This is a genomic window from Streptomyces sp. WG5, from assembly GCF_049974565.1.
In the GTDB taxonomy this organism is placed as follows: Bacteria; Actinomycetota; Actinomycetes; order Streptomycetales; family Streptomycetaceae; genus Streptomyces.
In genome coordinates this window covers 58,779-84,887 of record NZ_JBNGGC010000015.1, presented here as the reverse complement: position 1 = coordinate 84,887, position 26,109 = coordinate 58,779, and the positions used below count along the sequence as shown (strand labels likewise).

The 26,109-nt window shown below is 73.1% G+C and carries 24 protein-coding genes; 18 read left to right on the top strand and 6 right to left on the bottom strand.

The genetic code is table 11. The annotated features are described in order from the left end of the window. Positions 1 to 75: 75 nt before the first annotated feature. The 11 genes from ACP4IX_RS17910 (at position 76) to ACP4IX_RS17860 (ending at position 11,108) form a co-directional block, all read left to right on the top strand. The gene (locus tag ACP4IX_RS17910) at positions 76 to 1,050 is read left to right on the top strand and encodes an urea transporter (protein ID WP_426521304.1); all 975 of its coding nucleotides are present in this window, start codon (positions 76 to 78) and stop codon (positions 1,048 to 1,050) included. A 59-nt stretch (positions 1,051 to 1,109) separates the two neighbouring features. Further along, complete coding sequence (locus ACP4IX_RS17905; protein ID WP_426521306.1) at positions 1,110 to 1,415, top strand: urease subunit gamma; 306 nt, start codon at positions 1,110 to 1,112, stop codon at positions 1,413 to 1,415. A gap of 3 nt (positions 1,416 to 1,418) precedes the next feature. After that, on the top strand, positions 1,419 to 2,360 hold the full coding sequence (locus ACP4IX_RS17900; RefSeq protein WP_426556076.1) for a sirohydrochlorin chelatase: 942 nt from the start codon (positions 1,419 to 1,421) through the stop codon (positions 2,358 to 2,360). After that, positions 2,357 to 2,806: an urease subunit beta gene (locus tag ACP4IX_RS17895; protein ID WP_426556075.1), complete on the top strand. Its 450-nt coding sequence runs from the start codon at positions 2,357 to 2,359 to the stop codon at positions 2,804 to 2,806. Before ACP4IX_RS17900 ends, ACP4IX_RS17895 begins: the two co-directional genes overlap by 4 nt. Position 2,807: 1 nt before the next feature. Further along, entirely contained in the window at positions 2,808 to 4,532 is a 1,725-nt protein-coding gene (gene ureC, locus ACP4IX_RS17890) for an urease subunit alpha (RefSeq protein ID WP_426521312.1), read from the top strand. A gap of 7 nt (positions 4,533 to 4,539) precedes the next feature. Next, positions 4,540 to 5,331: an urease accessory protein UreF gene (locus tag ACP4IX_RS17885; RefSeq protein WP_426556074.1), complete on the top strand. Its 792-nt coding sequence runs from the start codon at positions 4,540 to 4,542 to the stop codon at positions 5,329 to 5,331. Positions 5,332 to 5,383: 52 nt separating this feature from the next. After that, positions 5,384 to 6,004, top strand: coding sequence for an urease accessory protein UreG (ureG, locus tag ACP4IX_RS17880; protein ID WP_426521316.1), 621 nt, complete (start codon positions 5,384 to 5,386; stop codon positions 6,002 to 6,004). 1 nt (position 6,005) lies between these two features. Then, positions 6,006 to 6,947 (top strand): urease accessory protein UreD, encoded by a 942-nt coding sequence (locus ACP4IX_RS17875; protein WP_426556073.1) that lies wholly within the window; start codon positions 6,006 to 6,008, stop codon positions 6,945 to 6,947. A gap of 116 nt (positions 6,948 to 7,063) precedes the next feature. After that, complete coding sequence (locus ACP4IX_RS17870; protein WP_426521428.1) at positions 7,064 to 8,410, top strand: ammonium transporter; 1,347 nt, start codon at positions 7,064 to 7,066, stop codon at positions 8,408 to 8,410. Between the two features lie 442 nt (positions 8,411 to 8,852). Beyond that, positions 8,853 to 10,028 carry a 4-hydroxybenzoate 3-monooxygenase gene (locus tag ACP4IX_RS17865; protein ID WP_426556072.1) on the top strand — a complete coding sequence of 392 codons (1,176 nt, stop codon included), beginning with the start codon at positions 8,853 to 8,855 and terminating at the stop codon, positions 10,026 to 10,028. A 168-nt stretch (positions 10,029 to 10,196) separates the two neighbouring features. Continuing rightward, a complete protein-coding gene (locus ACP4IX_RS17860) occupies positions 10,197 to 11,108 on the top strand; it encodes a Bax inhibitor-1/YccA family protein (RefSeq protein ID WP_426521322.1) in 912 nt (303 codons plus the stop codon). A 112-nt stretch (positions 11,109 to 11,220) separates the two neighbouring features. Here ACP4IX_RS17860 and ACP4IX_RS17855 read toward each other — a convergent pair whose 3' ends face one another. Further along, positions 11,221 to 11,451 carry a DUF4287 domain-containing protein gene (locus ACP4IX_RS17855; protein ID WP_426521324.1) on the bottom strand — a complete coding sequence of 77 codons (231 nt, stop codon included), beginning with the start codon at positions 11,449 to 11,451 and terminating at the stop codon, positions 11,221 to 11,223. A 103-nt stretch (positions 11,452 to 11,554) separates the two neighbouring features. Between ACP4IX_RS17855 and ACP4IX_RS17850 the strand changes: the two genes are divergently transcribed. After that, positions 11,555 to 11,866: a hypothetical protein gene (locus ACP4IX_RS17850; protein ID WP_426521326.1), complete on the top strand. Its 312-nt coding sequence runs from the start codon at positions 11,555 to 11,557 to the stop codon at positions 11,864 to 11,866. A gap of 126 nt (positions 11,867 to 11,992) precedes the next feature. Here ACP4IX_RS17850 and ACP4IX_RS17845 read toward each other — a convergent pair whose 3' ends face one another. The 3 genes from ACP4IX_RS17845 to ACP4IX_RS17835 form a co-directional block, all read right to left on the bottom strand. Beyond that, positions 11,993 to 12,793, bottom strand: a complete 801-nt coding sequence (locus ACP4IX_RS17845; protein ID WP_426556071.1) for a hypothetical protein — start codon at positions 12,791 to 12,793, stop codon at positions 11,993 to 11,995. 301 nt (positions 12,794 to 13,094) lie between these two features. Beyond that, the gene (locus ACP4IX_RS17840; RefSeq protein ID WP_426521330.1) at positions 13,095 to 14,315 is read right to left on the bottom strand and encodes an acetyl-CoA C-acetyltransferase; all 1,221 of its coding nucleotides are present in this window, start codon (positions 14,313 to 14,315) and stop codon (positions 13,095 to 13,097) included. 349 nt (positions 14,316 to 14,664) lie between these two features. Next, positions 14,665 to 15,687 carry an SGNH/GDSL hydrolase family protein gene (locus ACP4IX_RS17835; protein ID WP_426521332.1) on the bottom strand — a complete coding sequence of 341 codons (1,023 nt, stop codon included), beginning with the start codon at positions 15,685 to 15,687 and terminating at the stop codon, positions 14,665 to 14,667. Positions 15,688 to 15,855: 168 nt separating this feature from the next. Here ACP4IX_RS17835 and ACP4IX_RS17830 point away from each other — a divergent pair, with 168 nt between their 5' ends. After that, complete coding sequence (locus ACP4IX_RS17830; RefSeq protein ID WP_426521334.1) at positions 15,856 to 17,235, top strand: cystathionine beta-synthase; 1,380 nt, start codon at positions 15,856 to 15,858, stop codon at positions 17,233 to 17,235. A gap of 560 nt (positions 17,236 to 17,795) precedes the next feature. On the opposite strand, the gene ACP4IX_RS17825 is transcribed toward ACP4IX_RS17830, so the two are convergent. Further along, entirely contained in the window at positions 17,796 to 18,227 is a 432-nt protein-coding gene (locus ACP4IX_RS17825; RefSeq protein ID WP_426521336.1) for a hypothetical protein, read from the bottom strand. Between the two features lie 163 nt (positions 18,228 to 18,390). Between ACP4IX_RS17825 and ACP4IX_RS17820 the strand changes: the two genes are divergently transcribed. Beyond that, entirely contained in the window at positions 18,391 to 19,242 is an 852-nt protein-coding gene (locus ACP4IX_RS17820) for a MurR/RpiR family transcriptional regulator (RefSeq protein WP_426556070.1), read from the top strand. A 120-nt stretch (positions 19,243 to 19,362) separates the two neighbouring features. Further along, positions 19,363 to 19,947: a hypothetical protein gene (locus ACP4IX_RS17815; protein WP_426521340.1), complete on the top strand. Its 585-nt coding sequence runs from the start codon at positions 19,363 to 19,365 to the stop codon at positions 19,945 to 19,947. Between the two features lie 243 nt (positions 19,948 to 20,190). On the opposite strand, the gene ACP4IX_RS17810 is transcribed toward ACP4IX_RS17815, so the two are convergent. After that, the gene (locus ACP4IX_RS17810) at positions 20,191 to 21,615 is read right to left on the bottom strand and encodes a diaminopimelate decarboxylase (RefSeq protein ID WP_426556069.1); all 1,425 of its coding nucleotides are present in this window, start codon (positions 21,613 to 21,615) and stop codon (positions 20,191 to 20,193) included. Between the two features lie 181 nt (positions 21,616 to 21,796). Between ACP4IX_RS17810 and hutU the strand changes: the two genes are divergently transcribed. The 3 genes from hutU to ACP4IX_RS17795 are packed head-to-tail and all read left to right on the top strand — an operon-like array spanning position 21,797 to position 26,075. Beyond that, the gene (gene hutU / locus ACP4IX_RS17805; protein ID WP_426556068.1) at positions 21,797 to 23,515 is read left to right on the top strand and encodes a urocanate hydratase; all 1,719 of its coding nucleotides are present in this window, start codon (positions 21,797 to 21,799) and stop codon (positions 23,513 to 23,515) included. After that, positions 23,512 to 24,729, top strand: coding sequence for an allantoate amidohydrolase (locus ACP4IX_RS17800; protein ID WP_426556067.1), 1,218 nt, complete (start codon positions 23,512 to 23,514; stop codon positions 24,727 to 24,729). The genes hutU and ACP4IX_RS17800 overlap by 4 nt, the downstream gene beginning before the upstream one ends. Continuing rightward, entirely contained in the window at positions 24,726 to 26,075 is a 1,350-nt protein-coding gene (locus ACP4IX_RS17795; RefSeq protein WP_426556066.1) for a formimidoylglutamate deiminase, read from the top strand. Before ACP4IX_RS17800 ends, ACP4IX_RS17795 begins: the two co-directional genes overlap by 4 nt. Positions 26,076 to 26,109 lie beyond the last annotated feature (34 nt).

Below are 26,109 nucleotides of genomic sequence, written 5' to 3'. Positions count from 1 at the left end.
CAGCTCCACGCCGAACGACGACAGCCCCGCACCCAGCCGACGGCCCGTCAGAGGCCTCGCCCTGTAGGAGGCAGCGTGGCCACTCAGCCACCCGGGCGCCGCGCCGATGCGCCGTCGCACCCGTGGAAGGGAACGGCGCTCGGCGCGCTGCGCGGTGTGGGCCAGGTGGACTTCCAGGCGAGCGTGTGGACGTCGCTGGTGATCCTCGTCGCCCTCTGGGTGGCGGGCTGGGAGATCGGCCTCTTCGCCACCATCGGAGCGGTGGTCTCCACGCTGACCGCACGGCTTCTCGCCGTACCGCGCGACTCCGTGGTCCAGGGGCTGATGACCTACTGCGGCGTGCTGGGCGGCATCGCCATGCTGGTGTACCTGGGCCACCACCCCTCGACCTACGTCATGGCCGTGAGCGCGGCCGTGATGTGCACGCTGGTGACCGCCGCCCTCGGCAACCTGCTGCGTCCCTTCGGACTGAAGGCGTTCACCGGGCCGTTCTGCCTGGTCTCCCTGGTGATGGTCCTGGGCGCCCCCTCCTTCGAGCGCGTCTGGCACGGAACCCCCGAGTCCGCGGTCACCCCGGCCACCTCCAGGAGCCCCGACGTCAGTTGGACCGACCTGTGGCAGGGCTTCTTCTCGAACATCTCCCAGATCTTCTTCGTCGAGACCTGGTACGTCGGCCTGATCATGCTGGCCGGCCTCTTCCTGGCCGGATGGCGGGTGGGGCTGTTCGCCGTGCTGGGCAGTGTCGTCGGGATCCTCACCGCGTGGGCGCTCGGCGCCCCGGCCGTACTGATCGGCGAGGGGATCTACGGCTACAACGCGGTCCTGACCAGCCTCGCGTTCGGCGTCGTCCTGCTGCGTCCGTCCCCGTGGAACTACGCCTACACGGTGCTGGCCGCCGCCGCCAGCACCGGTCTGACGGCCTCGCTGTCGGTGCTCTTCGACGACTTCGGCAGCCACACCTTCACCTGGCCGTTCAACATCACCACCTGGGCACTGCTGGCGGCCGTGCCCGTCCTGTCACGCATCACCGTGCGCGCCGACGACTCCTGAGACCCCCGGCCCGCCCGCGACCGCGTCACGCGTACGCGTGACCGAGGAAGGCAGTCCCCATGAACCTGGCCCCCCGAGAGATCGACAAGCTGCTCGTGTACGTGGTGGCGGACCTGGCCCGCAAACGCCGGGAGCGCGGCCTGAAGCTCAACTACAGCGAGTCGGTGGCGCTCATCACCGAGGCCATCCTCGAAGCCGCCAGGGACGGCAAGAGCGTCGCCGACTGCATGGAACTGGGCCGGCAGGTCGTCGGCGAGGAGCAGACCATGGAGGGCGTGCGGGAGATGCTGCCGCTGCTCCAGGTGGAGGCGACCTTCGACGACGGCAACAAGCTCGTCTCCTGCCACGACCCGGTCGGCGGCTGACCCGTGCGCCGGGGCGAGGTGGTCGCCGTCTGCGGTCACGAGAGCGACGGCGGGCGTGCCGTACGCGGTCTGCTGGACCCCCGGGTGTCCTGCGTGACCGGCGGCCGTGAACTGTTCCGGTGCGTCCGCGCGCTGCGCGCCCGCGGCGAACCGGTCTGCGTGGTGCCGATGACCCTGGGCCGCGATCCGGAACTGGTCGCCGACGCCGCCCGCACCCTGCTCGGCCTGTCCGCGGAGGAACGCTCCGGGACCGTGCTGGCCGAGCCCTTCGGCACCGCGGAGCACCTGACCGGCTGGCTCCGGGCGGCGGCCACGCGGGTGCCGGAGACCAGCGCACTGCTGGTCACCGCTCCGTCCGGGGACCCCTTCGTCGACGCGGACCTGTTCCGGATCGCCCGTCTGGTGCGGCAGTACGGGCGGCACCGCACGGTCGAGGTGGCCCTCACCGGGGGCGACCCGGACCCGGCCGAAGGCGTACGGCGCTGCCGTGCCCTCGGCGCGGAGCGCGTCGTCCTGCTCCCGGCCGCCTGGGCGGCCCCGCCGGTGCCGGACCCGGAACACTGCGAGCCGGGCGGGCCCCTCCTCGCGGCGTCCGCGGTGGCGGGCGTACTGGGCGCGCGTGTCGCCGAGGCCTGGCACCTGCGCGACCGGCACGGCGACGACGGCCTGTCCCGGGGCCTCACCGCGGCCGACGCCCACGGGCACTCCCACAGCCACGGTCCGGGTGGTCACAGCCACGGTCCGGGTGGTCACAGCCACGGCCCGGGCGGGCCCGCCCCCGTCCGGGCCCAGGACGGGCAGGGCGCCCACGGCTCTCCCCGCACCCTTCGGGCCGTCAGCCCGGGGCCGGCCGACGCCGCTCCCCGGGGATCCCGCCGCACCGACTCCGTCCCGCGCCGCGGCGCGGACCCGCATGTCCTCCCATCCAGCAGGAGCCTTCGATGACACTTCCCCCTCGCTACCAGTACGGCGACGACCCGATCGAGATCAACGCCGGCCGGCGGACCGTCAAGGTGACGGTCCGCAACACCGGCGACCGGGCGATCCAGGTCGGTTCCGACTACCACTTCTTCGAGGCGAACTCCGCCCTCGAGTTCGACCGGAACGCCACGCTCGGCATGCATCTCAACATCGCCGCCGGCACGGCCGTCCGCTTCGAGCCCGGCGGCACCCGCGAGGTCGAGCTGTGCGCGTACGCGGGCACCGGGCGCCTCACCGGCTTCAGCGGTCTCCTCAACGGCAGCGTCAAGTCGCACCCGGCCCGGGTGGAGGCCGTCAGCCGGGCGCTGCAACGGGGGTTCCGGGGGGCGGGCGGCGATGCCGACGCGGAGCAGGAGGGCGGCCCGGGCAAGGGCGGCGCCGAGAAGTCCAAGAAGAAGGGATCCCACTGACATGCCGACCCTCTCCCGCAAGCAGTACGCCGACCTGTTCGGTCCCACGGTGGGCGACCGGTTCCGGCTGGCCGACACCAACCTCGTAGTGGAGGTCGAGAAGGACGTACGCGAGGGCTCCTACGGGGACGAGGTGGTCTACGGCGGCGGCAAGACCATGCGCGACGGCATGGCCTCGGACCCGCAGGCCACCGCCGCGCAGGGCGCCCTCGACCTCGTCATCACCAACGTCGTGGTCATGGATCCGGTGATCGGTGTGGTCAAGTGCGACATCGGCGTCAAGGACGGATTCATCGCGGGCATCGGCAAGTCCGGCAACCCGCAGACGCAGGACGCCGTCGACCCCCGGCTCGTCGTCGGCACCGGCACGGAGGTCATCGCCGGCGAGCACCTGATCGCCACCGCCGGGGCACTGGACTCGCACGTGCACTTCATCTCGCCCCAGCAGTGCCAGCAGGCGCTCAGCAACGGCATCACCACCCTCTTCGGCGGCGGCACCGGGCCGACGGACGGGACCAACGGCACGACCTGCACGCCCGGCCCCTACAACATGGCCCGCATGCTGGAGGCGGCCGAGGACCTGCCGGTCAACATCGGCATCATGGCCAAGGGCAACGGCAGCCTCCCCGCCGCGCTGGACGAGCAGATCGAGGCGGGCGCCGCCGCGCTCAAGGTCCACGAGGACTGGGGCGCCACCCCCGCCGTCATCGACAACGCGCTCGCCGTCGCCGACCGCCACGACGTCCAGGTCGCCATCCACACCGACACCCTCAACGAGGGCGGTTTCTTCGAGGACACCCGGTCCGCGATCGACGGCCGCACGATCCACACCTTCCACAGCGAGGGCGCGGGCGGCGGACACGCCCCCGACATCCTGCGGGTCACCGGCGAGCCGAACGTCCTGCCGTCCTCCACCAACCCGACGCTGCCGTACACCAAGAACTCCGTGGACGAACTGCTGGACATGGTGATGGTGTGCCACCACCTCAGCCACGACATCCCCGAGGACGTGTCCTTCGCCGACAGCCGGGTGCGGGCGGAGACCATCGCCGCCGAGACGGTCCTGCACGACCGGGGCATCATCAGCATGATCTCGTCCGACTCCCAGGCCATGGGCCGGATCGGCGAGTCCGTCACCCGCGCCTTCCAGATCGCGCACGTGTGCAAGGAGGCCTTCGGCCCGCTGCCGGAGGACTCCGACCGCAACGACAACCAGCGCGTCCTGCGCTACCTGGCCAAAGCCACCATCAACCCGGCCATCGCCAGCGGCGTATCGGACTACGTGGGATCGCTGGAGGCCGGCAAGCTGGCGGACATCGTCCTGTGGCCGATGCACTCCTTCGGGGCCAAGCCCAAGATGGTCATCAAGGGCGGCATCGTCTCCTGGGCGCAGATGGGCGATCCGAACGCCTCGCTGCCCACCCCGCAGCCCGTCTACTACCGGCCGTCCTTCGGCCAGTACGGACGGGCCATGCAGTCGACGCACGTCACCTTCATGTCCCAGGCCGGCATCGCGGCCGGGGTGCCGGAGAAGCTCGGTCTGGAGCGGCGGGTGCTCCCGGTGCTCAAGACCCGCACGATCGGCAAGCACAACATGGTCCGCAACGACGTCCTCCCCGAGATCGAGGTGGATCCGGAGACGTACCGGGTCACGGTGGACGGCGAGGTCGTCACCATCGAACCGGCCCAGAAGCTGCCCCTCAACCAGCTGTTCTTCCTGACCTGACCCGCCCATGTACCGCGACGAGACGACGGAACCGGACGGGGCCGCGCCGGCCGTCCCCGGGGCGACGGCCTCGGGAACGCCGGCCTCCGGTGCCCCGGGGCCGGACCCGGCGCACGACCTGGGGCACCTGCTCGTCAGCCTCCAGCTGACCGACTCGGCGTTCCCCAGCGGGTTCTACACCCTGTCCCACGGCCTGGAGGGCTTCGTCCAGGAGAGGGCGGTCGGCCACGACTCCCTCGCCGCGCTGCTCCACGACGTCCTCCGGCACGGGGTCGGCCCCTCCGACGCGACCGCGCTCGCCCTGGCCCACCGGGCCGCCGCGGCGGACGACTGGGACACGGTGGCCGCGACGGACCGCCGGCTGCACGCGACGAAGCTGGGCCGCGAGATGCGGCAGGCGGCGACCCGTACCGGGCGCCAGCTGCTGGACCTCGCCGCCGAGGTCTTCGGCGCGGCCGGCATCGCCCGGTACCACCGCACGGTCGCGGACCGTCAGGCTCCGGGGACCCAGGCCGTCGCCGCGGGGGTCGTGTACGCGGCGACCGGCGTGCCCGTGCGGCAGGCCGTCGCCGCCGACCTGTTCGCGTTCTGCGCCAGTTTCGCCGGAGCGGCGCTGAGGCTGAGGCTGACCGATCACCGGCTGGCCCAGGGCCTGCTGCGGCGGACGGCCCCGGTGATCGAGGAGACCACCCGCGAGGCGCTGGCCCGCAGCCTCGACGACCTCGGGGCGACCACCTTCGCCGTGGACGTCATGTCGGGCCGTCACGAGCGGGCGGAGGCCCGGCTGTTCGCCAGCTGACCACCCGTCGGCCGCGAACGGCCGGCGACCGAAGAGGAAGAGAGAAGGACAGGTGCGAGACAACGTACTGCGCGTGGGGATCGGCGGACCCGTCGGATCGGGGAAGACCGCTCTCGTCGAGGCCCTCGTCCCGATGCTGATCAAGCAGGGCCACCGGCCCGCCGTGATCACCAACGACATCTACACCCAGGAGGACGCCCAGCACATCCGCCGCACGCTCGACGGAGTGCTGGACGGCGACCGCGTGGTGGGCGTCGAGACGGGCGCCTGCCCGCACACCGCCGTACGCGACGACCCGACGATGAACATGGCGGCGGGCGCGGAGATGCTGGAACGCTGCCCCGACGTCGACGTCCTCCTCTACGAGAGCGGCGGCGACAACCTGACGCTCACCTTCAGCCCGGCCCTGGTCGACGTGTTCGTCTTCGTCCTGGACACCGCCGAGGGGGAGAAGATGCCGCGCAAGCGGGGGCCGGGCATCACCGACTCCGACCTGCTGGTCATCAACAAGATCGACATCGCCCAGTACGTGCGGACCGACATCGACGTCATGGAGTCCGACGCCCACCGGGTGCGCGGTGACGGACCCGTGGTGCTCACCGACTGCCTGACCGGCAAGGGCGTCGACGGGGTCCTCGCCTTCCTCGAGTCCCGGCGCAAGGTCCTGACCTGACATGCCGGCCGTCCGCGACCGGCTCGCGCCGGACCACTACGAGCCCGTCCGGCTCCCACCGGAGCTGTCGGCGTTCTCGGGCACGCCCGAGACGCTCGGCCCGGGCTCGCCGGCCAAGGTCGGCATCCTCGACCTCGGGTTCGCCCGCCGGGGGGAGCGCACCGAGCTGGTCGAGCGGTACCAGAAGTCGCCCCTGGAGATCATGCGCCCGCTCCACGTCGACCCGGCGCTGCCCGGCATGGCGTGCGTCTACGTGATGGCCACGGGCGGCGGCATCGCCCAGGCCGACCGCTACCGCCAGGACCTGCGCTGCGGTCCGGGCACCCAGGTGCTCCTCACCACGCAGGCGGCCACCAAGGTCTACCGGATGGAGCAGGACTACGCGACGCAGCTGGTCCGCCTGACCGCCGCCGAGGGCGCCTACGTCGAGTACCTGCCCGACCCGCTCATCCCCTTCCGGGGCGCGCGGTTCCACCAGAGCGTCCGTCTCACCGTCGACGAGGACGCCACGGCCGTCTACGGCGAGACGGTCACCGCGGGCCGGCTCGCCCGCGGCGAGCGCCACGCCTACACCGTCCTCACCGGCGACCTGGAGATCCGCCGGCCCGACGGCACCCTGCTGGCGGTGGACACGCTGCGGCTCGCCCCCGGGCGCCACGGCGGGGTGGACGGCCCGGGTGTCTTCGCCGGGCACGACCACGTCGCGTCCCTGTTCGTGGTGAGCGGCCGGTGCCCCGCCGCGGAGATCGCCGACGCCCTGCACGAGTCCCTGACGGGCCATGAGGTGCTGCACGGGGCGAGCGTCCTCCCGGACGACTGCGGGGCCTGGGTGCGCGTCCTCGGCCACGAGGAGCCCCGGGTCACCGGCGCCGTCCGGGCCGCCTGGGACGCCGTACGCCGACTGCTCACCGGCCACCCCGCACCTGACCTGCGTAAAGCGTAGTCCGACCACCCTGTCCCCGCCCCGTCCCCGCCCCGCCCCGCCCCGCCCCGCTCCGCACCGCTCCGTCCCGTCCGTCCCCGCCCCCGTCCTGTCCCCGCGTCCAGGAGGCCATGCCCGTGATCACCGCGCCCGCCCCCATGCCGCCCGCCTACGACTCCGGTGACACCGCCTGGATGCTGGCGGCGGCGGCCATGGTGCTGCTGATGACCCCCGCCCTCGCCTTCTTCTACGGCGGCATGGTCCGCACCAAGCACGTCCTGGTGATGCTCAAGATGAGCTTCGCCTCGCTGTGCTTCGTGAGCATCCTCTGGTACCTCGTCGGATACTCGCTCGTCTTCGGCCCGGACGTCGGCGGCGCCGGACTCATCGGAAACCTGGACCACGCCTTCCTGCGCGGCATCGAGCCGAACACGCTGACCGACTCGATCCCGACCTACGTGTACGCCACCTTCCAGATGGGTTTCGCCATCGTCACGGTGGCGTTGATCAGCGGGTCCATCGCCGGCCGGGTCAGGATGCGGGGATGGCTGGTCTTCTCGGCGCTGTGGCTGCTGATCGTGTACGTGCCGATCGCGCACTGGGTCTTCGACACGGAGAACGGCTGGATCACCAAGCACCTGGGCGCGCTGGACTTCGCCGGAGGCCTGCCGGTGGAGCTCAACTCCGGCATCGCCGGGCTGGCCGCGGCCCTGGTCATCAGAGGCCCGGCGGACTTCCGGCGCAAGGAGCCGCGGCCCAACAACATCCCCCTGGTCATGATCGGCGTGGCCCTGCTCTGGTTCGGCTGGCTCGCCTTCAACGCCGGGTCGGCCGTCCGGGACACCGGCACCGCCGCCACGGCCTTCATCAACACGCAGCTCGGTGCGGCCGGCGCGATGGTCACCTGGCCGCTGGTGGAGTACTGGCGTACGCGACGGGTCACCATGATGGGCGTGGGCTCGGCGGCGGTGGCCGGCATGGTGGCCATCACCCCGGCGTGCGGCGAGATCGACCCCACCGGCGCGCTGGTGACCGGACTCGTCGCCGGGGCCGTCTGCGCGTTCGCCATCACCCTGAAGTACCGGCTGAACGTCGACGACACCCTCGACGTGGTCGGTGTGCACGGCGCGGGCGGCCTCGTCGGCCTGATCATGGTCGGCCTGTTCGCCACGGCCGACGTCAGCGGCAAGGAGGGCCTCTTCTACGGGGGCGGCGGCTCCCTGCTCTGGAAGCAGATCGTCGCGATCCTCGCCGTGGCCGCGTTCTCCTTCGTCCTGACCTGGATCCTCGCCAAGGTCGTGGACGTCGTCGTCGGCTTCGCCGACAAGGAGACGTACGACGCCGTACCGGGAGAGGAAGAGGAACGCGCGTACGACTTCCGCACCGCCGAACGTCTGGACGCCCTCGCGAGCGGCGGCCGGGGCACCGACCGGGAGAGGCTGGCCGAGATCCAGCGGCTCCTGCGGGACCACCGGGAGGGCTGAGCCGCCTGCGGCGGGCCCACCCCGGAGGCCGCCCCCCGGGCGCCCGCCCCGCAGACCGCCGCGGGCCCACCCCGGGGCCTGCCCCGTCACCCGGGCCGGGAGCCGCCGCGAGTCGATCCCGGGGCCTGCCCCGTCACCTGGGCCGGGAGCCGCCGCGAGCGGGTCCGGGCCTGCCCCGTCACCTGCGCCGGGACGATCCGCCGTCGGCCCACTCCGAAGCCCGCCCCGGATGCCGCCGCGGGCCCGCCCGCGGAGCCGCCGGGCCGTCACGCGATCCCGAGGGCACCCTGCGCACCCGTTGACAGCGGCGCGCGGGAGGCCGAGACTCTGGCGAGCATGAGTGAAGGAAATTTCACCATGCGAACAGGGCAGTGCGGTGGGCGCGGTGGGAGGTGCTCACCCCCACCGTGACGGCAACGACGCCAATCGAAGGGAACGACCGATGCGCACCACCGTCGGCATCATCGGGGCCGGCCCCGCCGGACTCCTCCTCGCCCGGCTGCTCCACAACGCCGGGATCGACTCGGTCGTCCTGGAGAGCCGCGACCGCGCCTACGTCGAGCGGCGGCAGCGCGCCGGAATCCTCGAGCAGGGCACCGTGGACGTCCTGCGCGCGGCCGGGGCCGGAGCGCGGATGGACCGTGAGGGGCTGCGCCACGACGGGATCGAGCTGCGGTTCGCGAAGCGGCGCCACCGCGTCGACTTCCCCGCGCTCACCGGCGGCAGGTCCGTCATGGTCTACGCCCAGACCGAGGTCTGCAAGGACCTCATCGCCCTCCAGCTCGAGGACGGCGGCCCGCTGCTGTTCGAGGCCGAGGGGCTGGCGGTGGAGGGGGCCGGGACCGGCCACCCGAGGGTCCGCTTCCGGCACGAGGGCGTCGAGGACGTCCTGGAGTGCGACTACGTCGCCGGCTGCGACGGCTTCTGGGGAGTGGCCCGGGCCGCGGTCCCGGCCGGACCGGTCCGCACCTTCGAACGGACGTACCCCTTCGGCTGGCTCGGCATCCTCGCCGACGTCGCCCCCTCGCACGACGAGCTGGTCTACGCCCGCCACGACCGCGGTTTCGCGCTGCTCTCCATGCGCTCCCCCTCCGTCTCCCGCCTCTACCTCCAGGTGCCCGCGGACACGGATGCCGAGAGCTGGAGCGACGAGAGGATCTGGACCGAGCTGGAACACCGTTTCGAGACCGACGACGACTGGGTCCTGCGCCGGGGCCCGATCACCCAGAAGTCGGTCACGCCCATGCGCTCCTACGTCCACGAGCCCATGCGGTACGGCCGCCTCTTCCTGGCCGGCGACGCCGCGCACATCGTGCCGCCCACCGGCGCCAAGGGCCTCAACCTCGCCGTCGGGGACGTCGTCACCCTCGCCCGGGCGCTGGCCCACCGCACGCGGACCGGCTCCGACGAACTCCTCGACGCCTACTCCGACACCTGTCTGCGCCGCGTCTGGCAGGCCGAGCGCTTCTCGTACGACATGACGACCCTCCTGCACCGCGCGCCGGACGCCACCCCCTTCGAGGAACGGCTCCAGCTGGCCCGCCTGGAGCGGATCGCCTCCTCCCGCGCCGCGGAGACCGACCTCGCCGAGGCCTACACGGGGTTCCCGATCGGGTGAGCGGCACACACCCGGGTGTCCGACCCCGCCCGTGAGGGGAATCACCGTTCCGCATAGCGTGTTGTCCGGCAGGGTGAGGGAAAGATCCTCCCCAAGCAGTAGGGTCATTCCTTTGCCGTTCTATTACTCTTGAGCCAAGGCTGCGTCGTGTGGCCATGGAGGAGTGAAATGAGGAGCAGAAACCCGGTCTTCTCGCGACGGGGGTTCAGCCGCGACAACGGCTACGCGGGCTTCAACGCCGCGCCGCAGGCCGGGGGCCCCGCCGTCGCCACCCAGGGCAACCCGTACGCGCAGGGCGCCCCGTACGCCCAGCCCGCCGGCAACCCCTACGCGCAGAACCCGTACGCCCAGCAGGACCTGCAGCACGGCGCGCCGCCGCAGGCGCCGGCCACCACCGGCCGGATGACGATGGACGACGTCGTCATCCGCACGGCGAGCACGCTCGGTGTGCTCGTGGTGACCGCCGCGCTCGCGTGGGCGCTGCTGCCCGTGGACGACGCCAACATCGGCCGCTCCTACGGCATCGGTATCGGTGCCGCACTGATCGGCATGGTCCTGGCGCTCGTCCAGTCCTTCAAGCGCAAGGCCTCGCCGGCGCTGATCCTTCTCTACGCGGCGTTCGAGGGTGTCTTCCTCGGCGTCGTCTCCAGCGTCGTCGACAACCGCATCGCCGACGGCGCGGCCATGCAGGCCGTGATCGGCACGATGGCGGTCTTCGCCGGTGTGCTGATCGCCTACAAGGCCGGCTGGATCCGCGTCAACCGGCGCTTCTACGGCTTCGTGATGGCGGCCGCGCTCGGCTTCGTCTTCCTGATGATGGTGAACCTGCTGTTCGCCGTCTTCGGCGGCGGTGACGGCCTCGGCTTCCGCAGCGGTGCGCTCGGTGTCGTCTTCGGCATCGTCGGCATCATCCTCGGCGCCTGCTTCCTGGCCATGGACTTCAAGCAGGTCGAGGACGGCCTGGCCTACGGTGCCCCGCGCGAGGAGGCCTGGCTCGCCGCCTTCGGCCTCACGCTGACGCTGGTGTGGCTGTACCTGGAGTTCCTGCGGCTGATCGCCATCCTGAACAGCAACGACTAGCAACGACCAGCAACAGCCGGCAACGGCCAGTAACGACTGGCAGAGGCTGATCACGAAGGGCCCCGGGCCGCAAGCCCGGGGCCCTTCGTCGTTTCGTCGTGGCGGCGCGCCCTCAGAGCAGCTTGCGCGCGGCCCTTCTCAGGTCGTACTCGTGGATGATCGCCTTCGCGTGGCCGTACGCGAGGTCGTGTTCGTGACGGAGCCAGCTGACCTTCTCCTCGAAACGGAAGAGGGAGGGGCCGTCCTCGACGGCGCGCAGCCAGTCGGAGATCTCACGACCGGTGCACTGCGGGATGCGGGCGAGCATGTTGCGGTGGGTCTCCTCGGAGAAGACGTGGGACATCGGCGCCTCCGGGCGAAAGGGGATGTGAGCCGGTCCTTCAGGTCACCGTGCCTGAGCGTTCGCCCGTTGGCAACAGTCCCGTGGGGGCGCGTACGCTCACGCCGTGGTTGATACGACGCCTTTGACCCGTGCCGTGGACGACTTCGCCGACCGGTTGCGGGCCGCCCCGCAGAGCAGACTGCAACGCGGGGCCGCCGCCGAGGCGCTGGAGCTGGCCAGGGAGTTGGCCCGGCGCGCCCAGCGCGCGGAGGAACCGGACACGGAGCCCCGTCTGATGCCGGACGCGGGGATGTTCGCCGCCGCCGACCAGATCGCCGTCGCCGCGCACGATCTCGCCCTCGTCCTGCGGGACGAGGGCCAGGTGGAAGAAGCGGTGGGACTGGTGGAGGAGGCCCGCAAGCGGGCCGGTGTCTGAGGCCCGGCTGCCCGCGCGCGGCGCCGGCGGAGGACCGAGCCGCGGAGGACCGAGCCCGCGGAGCACTGAGCCGAAGAGGACCGAGCCGAAGCGGACCGAGCCGAAGAGGGCCGAGCCCGCGGAGGACTACAGGGACGCGATGACGCGGTCCGCCAGGATGTACACGTTCTCCTCGCCGCAGGCGAAGGTCAGCGTGTAGGCGCCGGAGATCCCCGAGCCGCCGAGCAGGTACGGCGTCCTGCCCGCGCCCAGCGCGGAGGCCAGGCGCTCCGCGGTCTCGCGGTGGCCCGGGGTCATGCACAGGGTGGTGCCGTCGGCGAAGACGTACACGTCGAGCGTGCCCAGCGGGCCCGGACGTACGTCCGCCAGTGCCACGCTCGACTCGGCCAGCTCCTCGAGGGTGGCGACGGTGCGCTCGTGGTCGCCCACGGCCGGCGAGGGGTTCGGCACGAAGTCCGGGTGCGAGGGGTGCCGGCGGCGGGCGGCGGCCAGCTCGGCGGACTCCCGCGGGCCCGCTTCCTGCGTGGCGGCCTCGTCGCTGTCCGCACCCGGCTCGGCCAAGGGCTCCATACCCACGAAGTCGGTCTGCCGGGGCAGGAACAGCTCGCTGTCGGCCAGGCCGAGCAGCAGAGGTGCGTCGGAGACGTCCCGGGAGTCCTGGGCGGCCCAGAACGCCCGCGCCTCGGCGAGCTCCCGCTCGCGCTCCTCGGCGAGCGCCTCGGCGACGGCGGCGCGTATCTCGTCGGCGTCGGCGGTGGCGCGGGCGGCGGGCACGCGGCCCCGCGTGGTGGCGGCGCGGCTCTCGGCCAGCTCGGTGCGCAACGCCGCGACCTGGCGGCGCAGGACAAGCACGGCGCGCAGGACGGCGACGCCCACGGCGCCGGTGGCGGCCGTGGTGAGCAGCAGGGCGATCGGCATGGCGCTCACTGACGTACTCCCGGTTCAAAGTCGACCCCCGACTTCCTACATCAGCTTGAAGGGAGGACTAACCGTCTGTCAGTGCGTAACGTCACGAAGCGGACAGGGCTTTGGGTCCGAGGGGTGCGGGTGTGGCTGGTCTGACCTGCGTAAATCAAGAGGCTGGAGAGGTAGGTCACATCCTGGGGGAGATTGGGTCACAAAACGACCCAGAACCCTGGGTGTACCGGGTTCCGGGTCGCGGTGTCACGGTGGGTCCCCCGGGCGCTACCGACAGTCCCTCGGGCGGTCGTCCGGAGGCGTGGGGTGGTCAGCTCAGGCGTTCGATGACCATGGCCATGCCCTGGCCGCCGCCGACGCACATGGTCTCCAGGCCGAACTGCTTGTCGTGCCACTGGAGGGAGTTGATCAGCGTGCCGGTGATGCGGGCGCCGGTCATGCCGAAGGGGTGGCCGACGGCGATGGCACCGCCGTTGACGTTCAGCTTCTCCAGCGGGATGCCGAGGTCGCGGTAGGAGGGGATGACCTGCGCGGCGAACGCCTCGTTGATCTCGACCAGGTCGATGTCGTCGATGGTCAGCCCGGCGCGGGACAGGGCCTGCTTGCTCGCCTCGACCGGGCCCAGGCCCATGATCTCGGGGGAGAGGCCGGAGACGCCGGTGGAGACGATGCGGGCGAGCGGCGTCAGGCCCAGCTCGCGGGCCTTGGTGTCGCTCATGATCACGAGGGCGGCGGCGCCGTCGTTGAGCGGGCAGCAGTTGCCGGCGGTGACCAGGCCGTCGGGGCGGAAGACCGGCTTGAGGCCCGCCACGCCCTCCAGGGTGACCCCGGCGCGCGGGCCGTCGTCCTTGGCGACGACCGTGCCGTCGGGCAGCGTGACCGGGGTGATCTCGCGCTCCCAGAAGCCGTTCTTGATGGCCTCCTCGGCGAGGTTCTGCGAGCGGACGCCGAACTCGTCCATGTCCTGCCGGGTGATGCCCTTGGCGCGGGCCAGGTTCTCGGCGGTCTGGCCCATGGCGATGTACGGGTCCGGGACCAGGCCGTCCTCGCGCGGGTCGTGCCAGGTGGTTCCCTCCTGCTGGGCGACCTCGGCGGTACGGGCCTCCGCCTCGGCGAACAGCGGGTTGCGCGTGTCCGGCAGGCTGTCGGAGTTGCCCTTGGCGAACCGGGAGACCATCTCGACGCCGGCCGAGACGAAGACGTCGCCCTCGCCGGCCTTGATCGCGTGCAGGGCCATGCGGGAGGTCTGCAGGGACGAGGAGCAGTACCGGGTGACGGTGCAGCCGGGCAGGTGGTCCATGCCCATCTCGACGGCGACGATCCGGCCGAGGTTGTTGCCCTGCTCGCCGCCGGGCAGGCCGCAGCCGAGCATCAGGTCGTCGATGTCCCTGGGGTCCAGCTCCGGGACCTTGGCGAGGGCGGCCTGGATGATCGTGGCGGCCAGGTCGTCGGGGCGCAGGTCCTTCAGGGAGCCCTTGAAGGCGCGGCCGATGGGGGAGCGGGTGGCTGAGACGATCACGGCTTCGGGCATCACGGCTCCAGTGGCGAGTCGGTACGAGGGGCGGGCGGGCGGGGCTGGTTGGGAAGTTACCCGGCCGTATGGGCTGGGTCACGGGTGCGGGGGTGTGACATGGGCCGCAACTTTCTAAGCGCTTGCTTGGCCTGCGGGCCCGGCCGGCCGGGCGGCCCGCCACACCGAATTCCCGGCAGACACGGCAGCAGACACAGCAGCAGGCACGGCAGACACAGCAGACGCAACCGTCACAGCCGCCACGTCTCAGCCGCCACGTCACGGCCGTCACCGTCACGGCGGTCACGTCACGGCGGGCGTACCCGGGGGTTGCGCCCCCGGACACCCGTCGGACGGAACGGCCCCGTCCTCATACGCCGGACGGACTGGCGGGTTCCGCCTCCGCCACCCTCCGTCGCCGCCGGCGCTTGAGCAGTGCCCAGGGTCCCCGCGGCCCCGCCGGCATCGCCGCCGCGACCTCCGTGCCCGCCTCCGACGCGGCCTCGGCCGCCGCCCGGGCCACCGGAAGGTAGCCCTCGCGGCGCAGCGCGTCGGGACGCTCCTCGTCGGCCGGCCACAGGCCGAGCGCGGCGCACACCGACGGCAGTACCGCCATCGCGGCCGTGGCGTACCCCTCGGCGGAGGGGTGGTAGTTGTCGGGGCCGAACAGCTCCCGCGGGTTCTGCGCGAACTCCGGGCCCAGCAGATCACCCAGCGACACGGTGCGCCCGCCCTGCTCCACGGCGCCGATCGTCTGCGCCGCCGCCAACTGCCGCGACGCCCGTCGGGCCACCCAGCGCAGCGGCTGCCGCACCCGCTCGATGGTCCCCAGGTCCGGGCAGGTGCCCACGACCACCTCCGCGCCGGCCGTGCGCAGCCGCCGTACCGCCCCCGACAGGTGCCGGACCGAGCGGGTCGGCGGCATCCGGTGGGTGACGTCGTTCGCGCCGATCATGATCACGCAGATGTCGGGCGCCGGGCCGGGGTCCGCGAGCACCAGCGCCACCTGCCGGTCCAGGTCGTCCGAACACGCACCCGGTGCCGCGACCGACCTCAGCCGCACCGGCCGCTCCGCCACGGCCGCGAGCCCCGACGCCAGCAGCGCTCCCGGCGTCTGCCCGGCCCGGTGCACGCCCTGCCCGGCGGCCGTGGAGTCGCCCAGCATCATCAGCCGCAACGGTGTCTCACCGGCCGTCGGCAGGGTGTCGCCGTACAGCCCCTCCGCGTTCGGTACCCGGTCGGGTGTGCCGACACCCACCCGGCGCCTGGCCAGCTGCACCTCCGCCAGCAGCACCCCGACCGCGGCCGCACCGGCCAGCCCGATGCCGCCGCCGCCGTACGCCGCGCCGGCCGCGATCCGCCGGGCCACCCTCGCCCTCGACATACTCGTCATACGTCGCCGCCACCTCCTCCAACCCGTACACCCACTGCTTGCCCCGTACGGACGGTCGCCCAATCTCAACGGGGAGTGAACGACCGTCACGGGGCACGGGCGGGCCGGCAGGCCATAGGCTGGCCGGACCGATAACGACCACACCTTTTGCAGCATCCGGAGACCACGGTGCATTTCCACGACTCGATGATCAGCCTCGTCGGCAACACCCCGCTGGTGCGGCTCAACAGCGTGACCAAGGGCATCAGGGCGACCGTCCTGGCCAAGGTGGAGTACTTCAACCCGGGCGGCTCGGTGAAGGACCGCATCGCCCTGCGCATGATCGAGGCCGCCGAGCAGAGCGGAGCGCTGCAGCCGGGCGGCACCATCGTCGAGCCGACCAGCGGCAACACGGGCGTGGGCCTGGCGATCGTGGCCCAGCAGAAGGGTTACAAGTGCATCTTCGTCTGCCCTGACAAGGTCTCCACCGACAAGATCAACGTCCTGCGCGCGTACGGCGCCGAGGTGGTCGTGTGCCCGACGGCGGTCGACCCCGAGCACCCGGACTCCTACTACAACGTCTCCGACCGGCTGGTCCGCGAGACGCCGGGCGCCTGGAAGCCGGACCAGTACTCCAACCCGCACAACCCGCTCTCCCACTACCACTCGACCGGCCCCGAGCTGTGGGAGCAGACGGAGGGGAAGATCACCCACTTCGTCGCCGGCGTGGGCACCGGAGGGACCATCTCCGGTACCGGCCGGTACCTGAAGGAGGTCAGCGACGGCGCGGTCGCGGTGGTCGGCGCCGACCCCGAGGGATCGGTGTACTCCGGCGGCTCCGGGCGCCCCTACCTCGTCGAGGGCGTCGGTGAGGACTTCTGGCCGACGGCGTACGACCGGGACGTCGCCGACGAGATCGTCGCCGTCTCCGACAAGGACTCCTTCCAGATGACCCGCCGCCTCGCCAAGGAGGAGGGGCTGCTGGTGGGCGGCTCCTGCGGCATGGCCGTCGTCGCGGCGCTGCGCGTCGCCGAACGGCTCGGCGAGGACGACGTGGTCGTCGTGCTCCTCCCGGACAGCGGTCGCGGGTACCTCAGCAAGATCTTCAACGACGAGTGGATGGCCGATTACGGCTTCCTGGAGGACGCCGGTTCCAGCGCGCGCGTCGCCGACGTCCTGAACCACAAGGAGGGCGGCTCCATCCCCTCCCTCGTCCACATGCACCCGGACGAGACGGTCGGCCAGGCCATCGAGGTGCTGCGCGAGTACGGCGTCTCGCAGATGCCGATCGTGAAGCCCGGCGCCGGCCACCCGGACGTGATGGCCGCCGAGGTCGTCGGCTCGGTCGTGGAACGCGAGCTGCTGGACGCGCTGTTCGCCCAGCGCGCCCTGCTGGAGGACCCGCTGGAGAAGCACATGTCGGCCCCGCTGCCGCAGGTCGGCTCGGGCGAACCGGTCGCCGACCTGATGTCGGTGCTCGGCACCGCGGACGCGGCGATCGTCCTCGTCGAGGGCAAGCCGACCGGTGTGGTGAGCCGTCAGGACCTGCTGTCCTTCCTCGCCAAGTAGCGGGAGGCCGGGGGAGCCGCGGAGCCGGGGAGCCGAGCGGGCCGGGGGAGCCGGGCGGGCCGGGGGAGCCGGGGCGCCGGCCGGGCCCGAGGGGCGCCGAGCGGGCGGAGGGAGGACGGCGGGGGCGCGGCAGGTCGCGGGAAGCCGCGGGAAGCCGCGGGAAGTCGGGGGAAGCCGAGGTGAACGCCGGGTGGACCCGCGGTCGTCCGGCCCGGATCGAGGCGCCCGGTGATCTTCGCGGACTTCGCGGAAGTGGTACGCGCGCGACACGTCCGCGCAGCACACGCTTAACACGGGCCCGGCAGAGTAGCGGTTGTCGGCAGGGCGGGAGCGGCTCCCCGTCCTGGCCGGCACCGAACGGCGTCGAGGACCTTCCGGAGCGGCTCCCGGACCTCCAAGGACGCCACGGACGCGCCGGCCCGGCCGTGAGGCCCGGCACCGCGCGCGTCCCCCGCGGGGACCGCCGTCGTCCCGCCCCCCAGTGATGGGGGTGCGGCGGTCCCCGCGCAGTCTTCTCCCGGCCGGCGCGACGTACTCCGCCTCTCCGTGCCGCCCCGGCCTCAGTCCTCCCAGGCGTCCTCGCCGGTGCGGCGGCGCCGTCCGAAGAGAGCGGGGCTGGTCCGGGCGGCCTGGACGACGTTCACCCCGACGATGCCGGCCCAGGCCACCAGCAGCCCGGGGAGGTGGGCGACGCCGCCGCCGATCGCGGACAGCGGCACCGCGAGGACCAACGAGACGATGCCGAAGCCGAAGCGCTCGCCGAAGGAGTCCGTGGGCTTCGGCGACCGGCTGTCCCGCGCCGCGGCCATCTGCTGCTCGGCGAGCAGCCGGCGCACCCGGCGCTCGACCGTACCGTCGATGCGCTGGTCGACCTTCTCCAGGAACGAGTCGATCAGCGCGGACTCGTACTCCGTGCCGAGCTCCCTGCGGGTCTGCAGCGTGGCATCGAGTTCCTTCTTGAGGTCGGTGTCCTGACCGTTCGTCTCCGTCATGCCGTCCACGGTAGGCAGCCGGGGCGTCGGCGGCGCTGGGGTTAGCCCCCGTTTCCGGGCGGCGGCGCACACGACCGGCGGCGTCGTGCGCGCCGTCGCCCCGCTGTATAACGGTATGCATAAACCGGGGACGGTGAATAGCGAGCGAGGGGGAGCACACATCATGAGCGGGAGCACCGGGACCGACAGCCCGGCCGGGCGGCTGCAGGCGCTCTTCGAGGGGCACCGGCTGACGCCGACCCAGCGGCGCATCGCGCACAGCATGGTGCGGCGCGCCGCCGACGTGCCCTTCCTGTCCAGCGTGGAGCTGGCCGAGCTGGCCGGGGTCAGCCAGCCGTCCGTGACCCGTTTCGCCGTCGCCCTCGGCTTCGACGGCTACCCGGCGCTGCGCCGGCACCTGCGCGAGGTCGCCCCCGCGGAACCGGCGGCGGACACCGGCTCCTGCAACGAGTACCAGCAGGCCGTGGCGGCCGAGATCGAGAACCTGCGCCATCTGGCGGAGGCGCTGGCCGACCCGGGGCCGGTGCGGGAGGCGGGCCGGACCCTCGCGGCCAGCCGGCCCCTGCCGGTCCTCGGGCTGCGGGCGGCGGCGGCCCAGGCGCACGGCTTCGCCTACTTCGCCGCCAAGGTCCACCCGGACGTCCGGCTCCTGGGCGAGGGCGGCACGATGCTCCACGACCGCATCGACGCGGCCGTCCGGGCCGGGGCGACGGCCCTGCTCTGCTTCGCCCTGCCCCGGCACCCGCGCGAGGTCGTCGACACCCTCGCCCACGCCAAGGAGGCGGGACTCACGGTGGTGACCGTCGCCGACTCCGCCTTCGCGCCGGTCGCCAAGGTGTCCGACCTGCTGCTGCCCGCCGCCGTCGGCACCGGCCTCGCCTTCGACACGGCCTGCGCGCCGATGCTGCTGGGCCGGGTGCTGCTGGAGGCCATGTGCGACGACCTGCCGGACGCCCAGGCCCGGCTTGAGGAGTTCGACACGAAGGCGGCGGCGCGGGGGCTCTTCGTGGACTGACGGGGCGCGCCGGCCCCGGCGGGCTCGTTCTCAGACTCGTCTCACCTTCTCCCGTTATCCTGCCTCGCCGCACACCCATCGGACGCACTGCGGGAAGCAGAACGGAACAGGAGGCCGGACGTGGCGCGCGGAGGACAGGGGCTGGCTCGGGTCGCCGTCGTCGTACGGGCGGGGGCGGCGCCACTGTGGTGGCTGGGCGTACTCGCGGCGGGCATCGGGGCGCTGGTGCCGGGACTGACCGGACGCCGCATCGGCGTCCTGGCCGGTGCCGCGCTGTTCATCGTCGCGACGGCCGTCGTCGCGTCCGTGCGCCGGAGGCGGTACACCGCGCTGGCCGGCCCGGCCGCCCGCGCGGGCAAGCACGACGTGCTCCAGGACCGCGCGGTGACCGTACGCAACTGGCGCCGGGGCCACCGCTGGTGGCTGCTCCTCGCCTTCCTCGCCGCCCTGGGCAGCGCCTTCGCCGTCCCCGCGGCCGCCGGACTGCTCATGGCGGGATGCGGCGCCGGCCTGTGGCTCAAGTCCGCCTGGATCGGCCGGCTCGAACAGGCCGGGGACGCCCTCCTGTGGGTCCGCGTCGACTGGCTCGCCCGCGGCGCCGGCCGTCCGGCGGGCAAGGCCGTCCGCGCCTACCGGAGCACCGGCATCGCGGCGGGCGACGCGGCCCCGGGCGGTGCACGGCGCAAGACGGCGGTGCCGGCCTGATCCGTCGACCGGGGCCGCCGGGGCGGCGCGCCGTCAGGGGCGCGGCGCCACGACATCGTGCGGCCCCGCCCGGTGGCCGCGACCGGCCGTGAGGGACCGGCCGTGAGGGACCGGCCGCGTACGACCGGCCGCGAACGACCGGCCATGAGGGACCCCATGACATGAGGGTCCCCATGAGGGGGACTGGAGGCCAGGAGCCTCCGGCGGATCCGGGACTGCCGGGCCTCCAGGGCGGATCCGGGGCTACCGGGCCCCCCACGGCGCCGGCGTCAGCGCGTCGGCGTGCGCTCCTCCCGCCTCGGCCACGATCTCCTCGATCGTCTGGGGCTCCCGCACGGTCGCGAAGGAAACCCCCTCGGGACCGTCCACCGCGAACCCGTAGACGCCGGGCCGCGCGAGCGAGTTGTACGCGTAGTGGTGCGCGAAGTAGTACGCCCCCGTGTCCAGTGCCGCCGCATGGTCCCCCTGCTCCAGCAGCGGCAGTGCGCGCCCCACGGCCAGCAGGTCCCCCGCGAAGCAGGCCGGCCCCGCCACGTCCTGCACCACGTCCGGCCCCTCCTTCGGCAGTCCCTTCCCGTCGTACGCGGCGATCCGCAGCGGCCACGCCCCCGGCGCGTACACCGTCCGCGTCGCGACCTGCACGCCCGCGTGCGTCACCGCGACCGGCCGCCCCCCGGCGCTCTTGGCGTACTCCACGCGCGCCACCACGGTGCCGTGCTTGGCCAGCAGCGACCGCCCGAACTCGGTGACCAGCCCGTACCGCCCGTCGAACAGTCCCGGCACCGCCTCGCGCAGCACGCGCGCGTACTCCGCGTACGTCGGTGTCGTCTCGTCCGACGTGAAGTTCACCGGCAGCCCGCCGCCGATGTCGAGGGTGTCGACCTGCCGGCGCCCGGCCCGCTCGTTGATCTCCTCGGCGAGCCCGTACGTCGCGGCCACGCCCTCGGCCATCAGGGGCAGCGGGATGCCCTGTGACCCGGTGTGCGCGTGCAGCCGCGTCAGCCACGGCCGGTCCAGGTACGCCCGCACCACCCACTCGCGCGCCCCCTCGTCGCGCAGCGCCACCCCGAACTTCGAGGTCGCCGTCGCCGTCGACAGCGCCTCGATGGAGCCTCCGCCGACCTGGGGGTTGACCCGGATGCCGAGCGGGGAGCGGCTCGCCCCCTCGGCTGTCAGGCCGTCGAGGCGGGCCAGCTCCTGCGGGTTGTCCGCGTTGACGGCGATGCCCAGCGCCAGTGCCTCCCGCAGCTCGCCCGGCGTCTTGGCGGGCGAGTCCAGCACCGTCCGCTCCGGCGGCACCCCCGCCGCCCGTGCCAGGGCCAGCTCACCCGGGCTCGCAACCTCAGCGCCGATGCCCTCCTCGTGCAGCAGCCGCAGGACCGGGACCAGCGGGGTCGCCTTGACCGCGAAGGCGTGCAGCACGGGTGTCCCGGGCGCCGTCACCGCCTCGAACGCCGCCCGCAGGGCCGCCGCCGACTCCCGTATCCCGGCGACGTCCAGCAGCCCGACGATCGGAGCGTCGGGTCCGAGCAGCCCCTGCTCCACGGCCGCCCGTACCGCCCGGTCCCGCCGCGCGGCCCGCGTCGCGTCGATGCCGCCCGGGTCACCGTTCGTGCCCGTTCCCGTGCCCGTTCCCGTTCCCGTGCCCGTCCCCGTGTCGTCGTTCACGCGATCCTCCGTGTCCTCGTCGCCTGCCGGCCCGTCTCGTTGCCCGCCCCGCACATCCAGCCAAACACCCGCGGCGCGTCCGCGCCGCGACACGGACGTATTGACTAGTTCTATTCACGAGGTGAGGATATGAATATCCGCAGTAACAATCCGCCGGGAGCAAGCCACCAGGAGGCAGACCATGTCCGGACCCCGTCCTGTCCGAGCGCCACGCGGTACGCGGCCGAGCGCCCTGGGCTGGCAGCAGGAGGCCGCCCTGCGGATGCTGCAGAACAACCTCGACCCCGAGGTCGCCGAACACCCCGACAAGCTCGTGGTCTACGGCGGCACCGGCAAGGCGGCCCGTGACTGGCGGTCCTTCGACGCGATGGTGCGGACGCTGCGGACCCTCAAGCAGGACGAGACGATGCTCGTCCAGTCGGGCCGCCCGGTCGGCGTCATGCAGACCCACGAGTGGGCCCCCCGCGTCCTCATCGCCAACTCCAACCTCGTCGGCGACTGGGCGAACTGGGAGGAGTTCCGCCGCCTGGAGGCCCTCGGCCTGACCATGTACGGGCAGATGACGGCCGGCTCCTGGATCTACATCGGCACCCAGGGCATCCTCCAGGGCACCTACGAGACCTTCGCCGCCGTCGCCGCCAAGAAGTTCGGCGGCACGCTGGCCGGGACCATCACCCTCACCGCCGGCCTCGGCGGCATGGGCGGCGCGCAGCCCCTCGCCGTGACGATGAACGACGGCGTCGCCCTCTGCATCGACTGCGACCCGCGCGCGATCGACCGCCGCATCGAGCACCGCTACCTCGACGTGCGGGCCGACTCCCTCGACCACGCCCTCCGGCTCGCCACCGAGGCCCGCGACCGGCGCGAGCCGCTGTCCATCGGCGTCCTCGGCAACGCCGCCGAGCTGGTCCCGCAGCTGCTCGCCATGGGTGCCCCCATCGACATCGTCACCGACCAGACCTCGGCCCACGACCCCCTGGCCTACCTGCCCGCCGGCATCGCCTTCGAGGACATGGCCGACGCCGCCGCCAAGGACCCGGCCGGCTTCACCACCCGCGCCCGCGCGTCCATGGCCCGGCACGTCGAGGCCATGGTCGGCTTCCAGGACGCGGGCGCCGAGGTCTTCGACTACGGCAACTCCATCCGCGGTGAGGCCCGGCTCGCCGGATACGACCGGGCCTTCGCCTTCCCGGGCTTCGTACCGGCGTACATCCGCCCGCTGTTCTGCGAGGGCAAGGGCCCCTTCCGCTGGGCCGCCCTCTCCGGCGACCCCGCCGACATCGCCAAGACCGACAAGGCGATCCTCGACCTCTTCCCCGAGAACGAGTCCCTCGCCCGCTGGATCAAGATGGCCGGTGAGCGCGTCCACTTCCAGGGCCTGCCCGCCCGGATCTGCTGGCTCGGCTACGGCGAGCGCGACAAGGCCGGCGAGCGGTTCAACGACATGGTCGCGAGCGGCGAGCTGGCCGCGCCGGTCGTCATCGGCCGCGACCACCTCGACTGCGGTTCCGTCGCCTCCCCGTACCGCGAGACCGAGGCCATGCGCGACGGCTCCGACGCCATCGCCGACTGGCCGCTGCTCAACGCCATGGTCAACGTGGCGTCCGGCGCCTCCTGGGTCTCCCTGCACCACGGCGGCGGCGTCGGCATGGGCCGCTCCCTCCACGCCGGACAGGTCACCGTCGCCGACGGCACCGCGCTCGCCGGCGAGAAGATCCGCCGCGTCCTCACCAACGACCCCGGCATGGGCGTCATCCGGCACGTCGACGCCGGGTACGGCATCGCGGAGTCGGTCGCCGGGGAGCGGGGCGTGCGGGTGCCGATGCGCGAGAGCGACGAGGCAGCCGCCGGGGACACGGCCCGCGAGGGCGGCGCGACCCGCGAGGGCGGCGACGCGTGAGCTTCCACAGCATGTGGGCGGAGCTGCTGCCGGTCGGCCGCAGCTCCGCCACCGGCGGCTACCGCCGGCACGCCTGGACCGGTGCCGACGCCGACTGCCGGGCCTGGTTCCGGGAGCAGGCCGAAGCACGCGGGCTGGCCCACGAGACCGACCGCAACGGCAACCAGTGGGCCTGGCTCGGCGACCCCGCCGCCGGCGACGCCGTCGTCACCGGTTCCCACCTGGACTCCGTGCCCGACGGCGGCGCCTTCGACGGGCCCCTCGGCGTCGTCTCCGCCTTCGCCGCCCTCGACGAACTGCGCGGGAGGGGAGCGCACCCCACCAGACCCGTCGGCATCGTCAACTTCGGCGACGAGGAGGGCGCCCGCTTCGGCCTCGCCTGCGTCGGCTCCCGGCTCACCGCGGGCACCCTCACCACCGAGCAGGCCCACCGCCTCACCGACGGCGACGGCATCACGCTCCCGCAGGCCATGGAGGCCGCCGGGTACGACCCGGACGGCATCGGCCCCGACCCCGAACGGCTCGCCCGCATCGGCGCGTTCGTCGAACTCCACGTCGAACAGGGCCGGGCCCTCGACCTGTCCGGCGACCGCGTCGGCATCGCGTCCGCCATCTGGCCGCACGGGCGCTGGCGCTTCGACTTCCGGGGCGAGGCGAACCACGCCGGCACCACCCGCCTCGCCGACCGCCGCGACCCCATGCTCTCCTACGCCGAGACCGTCCTCGCCGCCCGCCGCGAGGCCGAACTCGCCGGTGCCGTCGCCACCTTCGGCAAGATCGGCGTCGAACCCAACGGCGTCAACGCCGTCCCCTCCCTGGTGCGCGGCTGGCTCGACTCCCGCGCCGCCGACCAGGCGAGCCTGGACACCGTGGTCACCGGCATCGAGAAGGCCGCCCGCGAGTACGCCGCCGCCCACGGCGTCGACCTCACCGTCGAGCGCGAGTCCTTCACCCCCGTCGTCGAGTTCGACCACGCCCTGCGCGACGAACTCGCCCGCATCCTGGGCAGCGACACGGAGCTGAAGGTCCCCGTCCTCGGCACCGGCGCCGGACACGACGCCGGGACCCTCTCCGGCCGCATCCCGACCGCCATGCTGTTCGTGCGCAACCCCACCGGCGTCTCGCACTCCCCGGCCGAGTACGCCGCCGAGGACGACTGCGTGGCCGGGGTGAGCGCACTCGCCGACGTACTGGAAGGGCTGGCCTGCACGTGACCCCCACCGAGCGGACCCGCACGTACTGGCTGGAGCACGCCTGGCTCGGCACCCACGTCGAGCCGGGCGTCGCCGTCGACGTGGGGGACGGCCGCATCACCGCCGTCCGTCAGGACACCCCCGCCCCGCCCGCGGGCGCCGAGATCCTGCGCGGACTGACCCTCCCCGGCCTCGCCAACGCGCACAGCCACGCCTTCCACCGCGCCCTGCGCGGCACCGTCCAGGTCGGCGCCGGCACCTTCTGGACCTGGCGTGAGGTCATGTACTCCGTCGCCGACCGGCTGACCCCCGAGACCTACCACGACCTCGCCCGCGCGGTGTACGCCGAGATGGCCCTCGCCGGCATCACCACCGTCGGCGAGTTCCACTACGTCCACCACGCCCCCGGCGGCACCCCCTACGCCGAGCCGAACGCCATGGGCGAGGCCCTGATCGAGGCCGCCGCCGACGCCGGCATCCGCATCACCCTCCTCGACACCTGCTACCTGTCCTCCGGCTTCGGCGCGCCCCCGGACACCCACCAGCGCCGCTTCTCCGACGGGACGGCGGACGCCTGGGCACAGCGCTGTTCCCTTCTCGAGGAACGGGATCACGCACGGATCGGCGCCGCGATCCACTCCGTACGGGCCGTGCCCGCCGACCAGTTGGCGACCGTGGCACGCTGGGCCGGGGAACGGCGCGCCCCGCTGCACGTGCACCTGTCCGAGCAGACCGCCGAGAACGACGCCTGCCGCGACGCCCACGGCCGCACCCCCACCCGGCTCCTCGCCGACCACGGGGTGCTCGGCCCCCGCACCACCGGCGTCCACAGCACCCACCTCACCGACGAGGACATCGCCCTGCTCGGCGGCAGCCGCACCGGCACCTGCATGTGCCCCACCACCGAACGCGACCTCGCCGACGGCATCGGCCCCGCGGCCGCCCTCCAGCGGGCGGGCTCCCCGCTCTGTCTCGGCTCCGACAGCCACGCCGTCGTCGACCTGCTGGAAGAGGCGCGCGCCATGGAGCTGAACGAGCGCCTGCGCACCCGCACCCGCGGCCACTGGACCGCCGCCGCCCTGCTGCGCGCCGCCGGCGCCGACGGCCACGCCGCCCTCGGCTGGGACGACGCCGGAACCATCGAGGCCGGCGCCCGCGCCGACCTCACCACGGTCGCCCTCGACTCGGTCAGAACCGCGGGGCCGCTGCCCGGGCTCGGCGCCGAGACGGCCGTATTCGCCGCGACGGCAGCGGACGTACGGCACACGATCGTGGGCGGACGGCACGTCGTACGCGACGGGGCGCACGCCCTCGTACCCGATGTGCCCGAGGCCCTCGCGCGGGCCGTCGAAGCCCTCCGCGCATGACCAACCGCCCCCGCCCCCACGAGGACGTCACGGA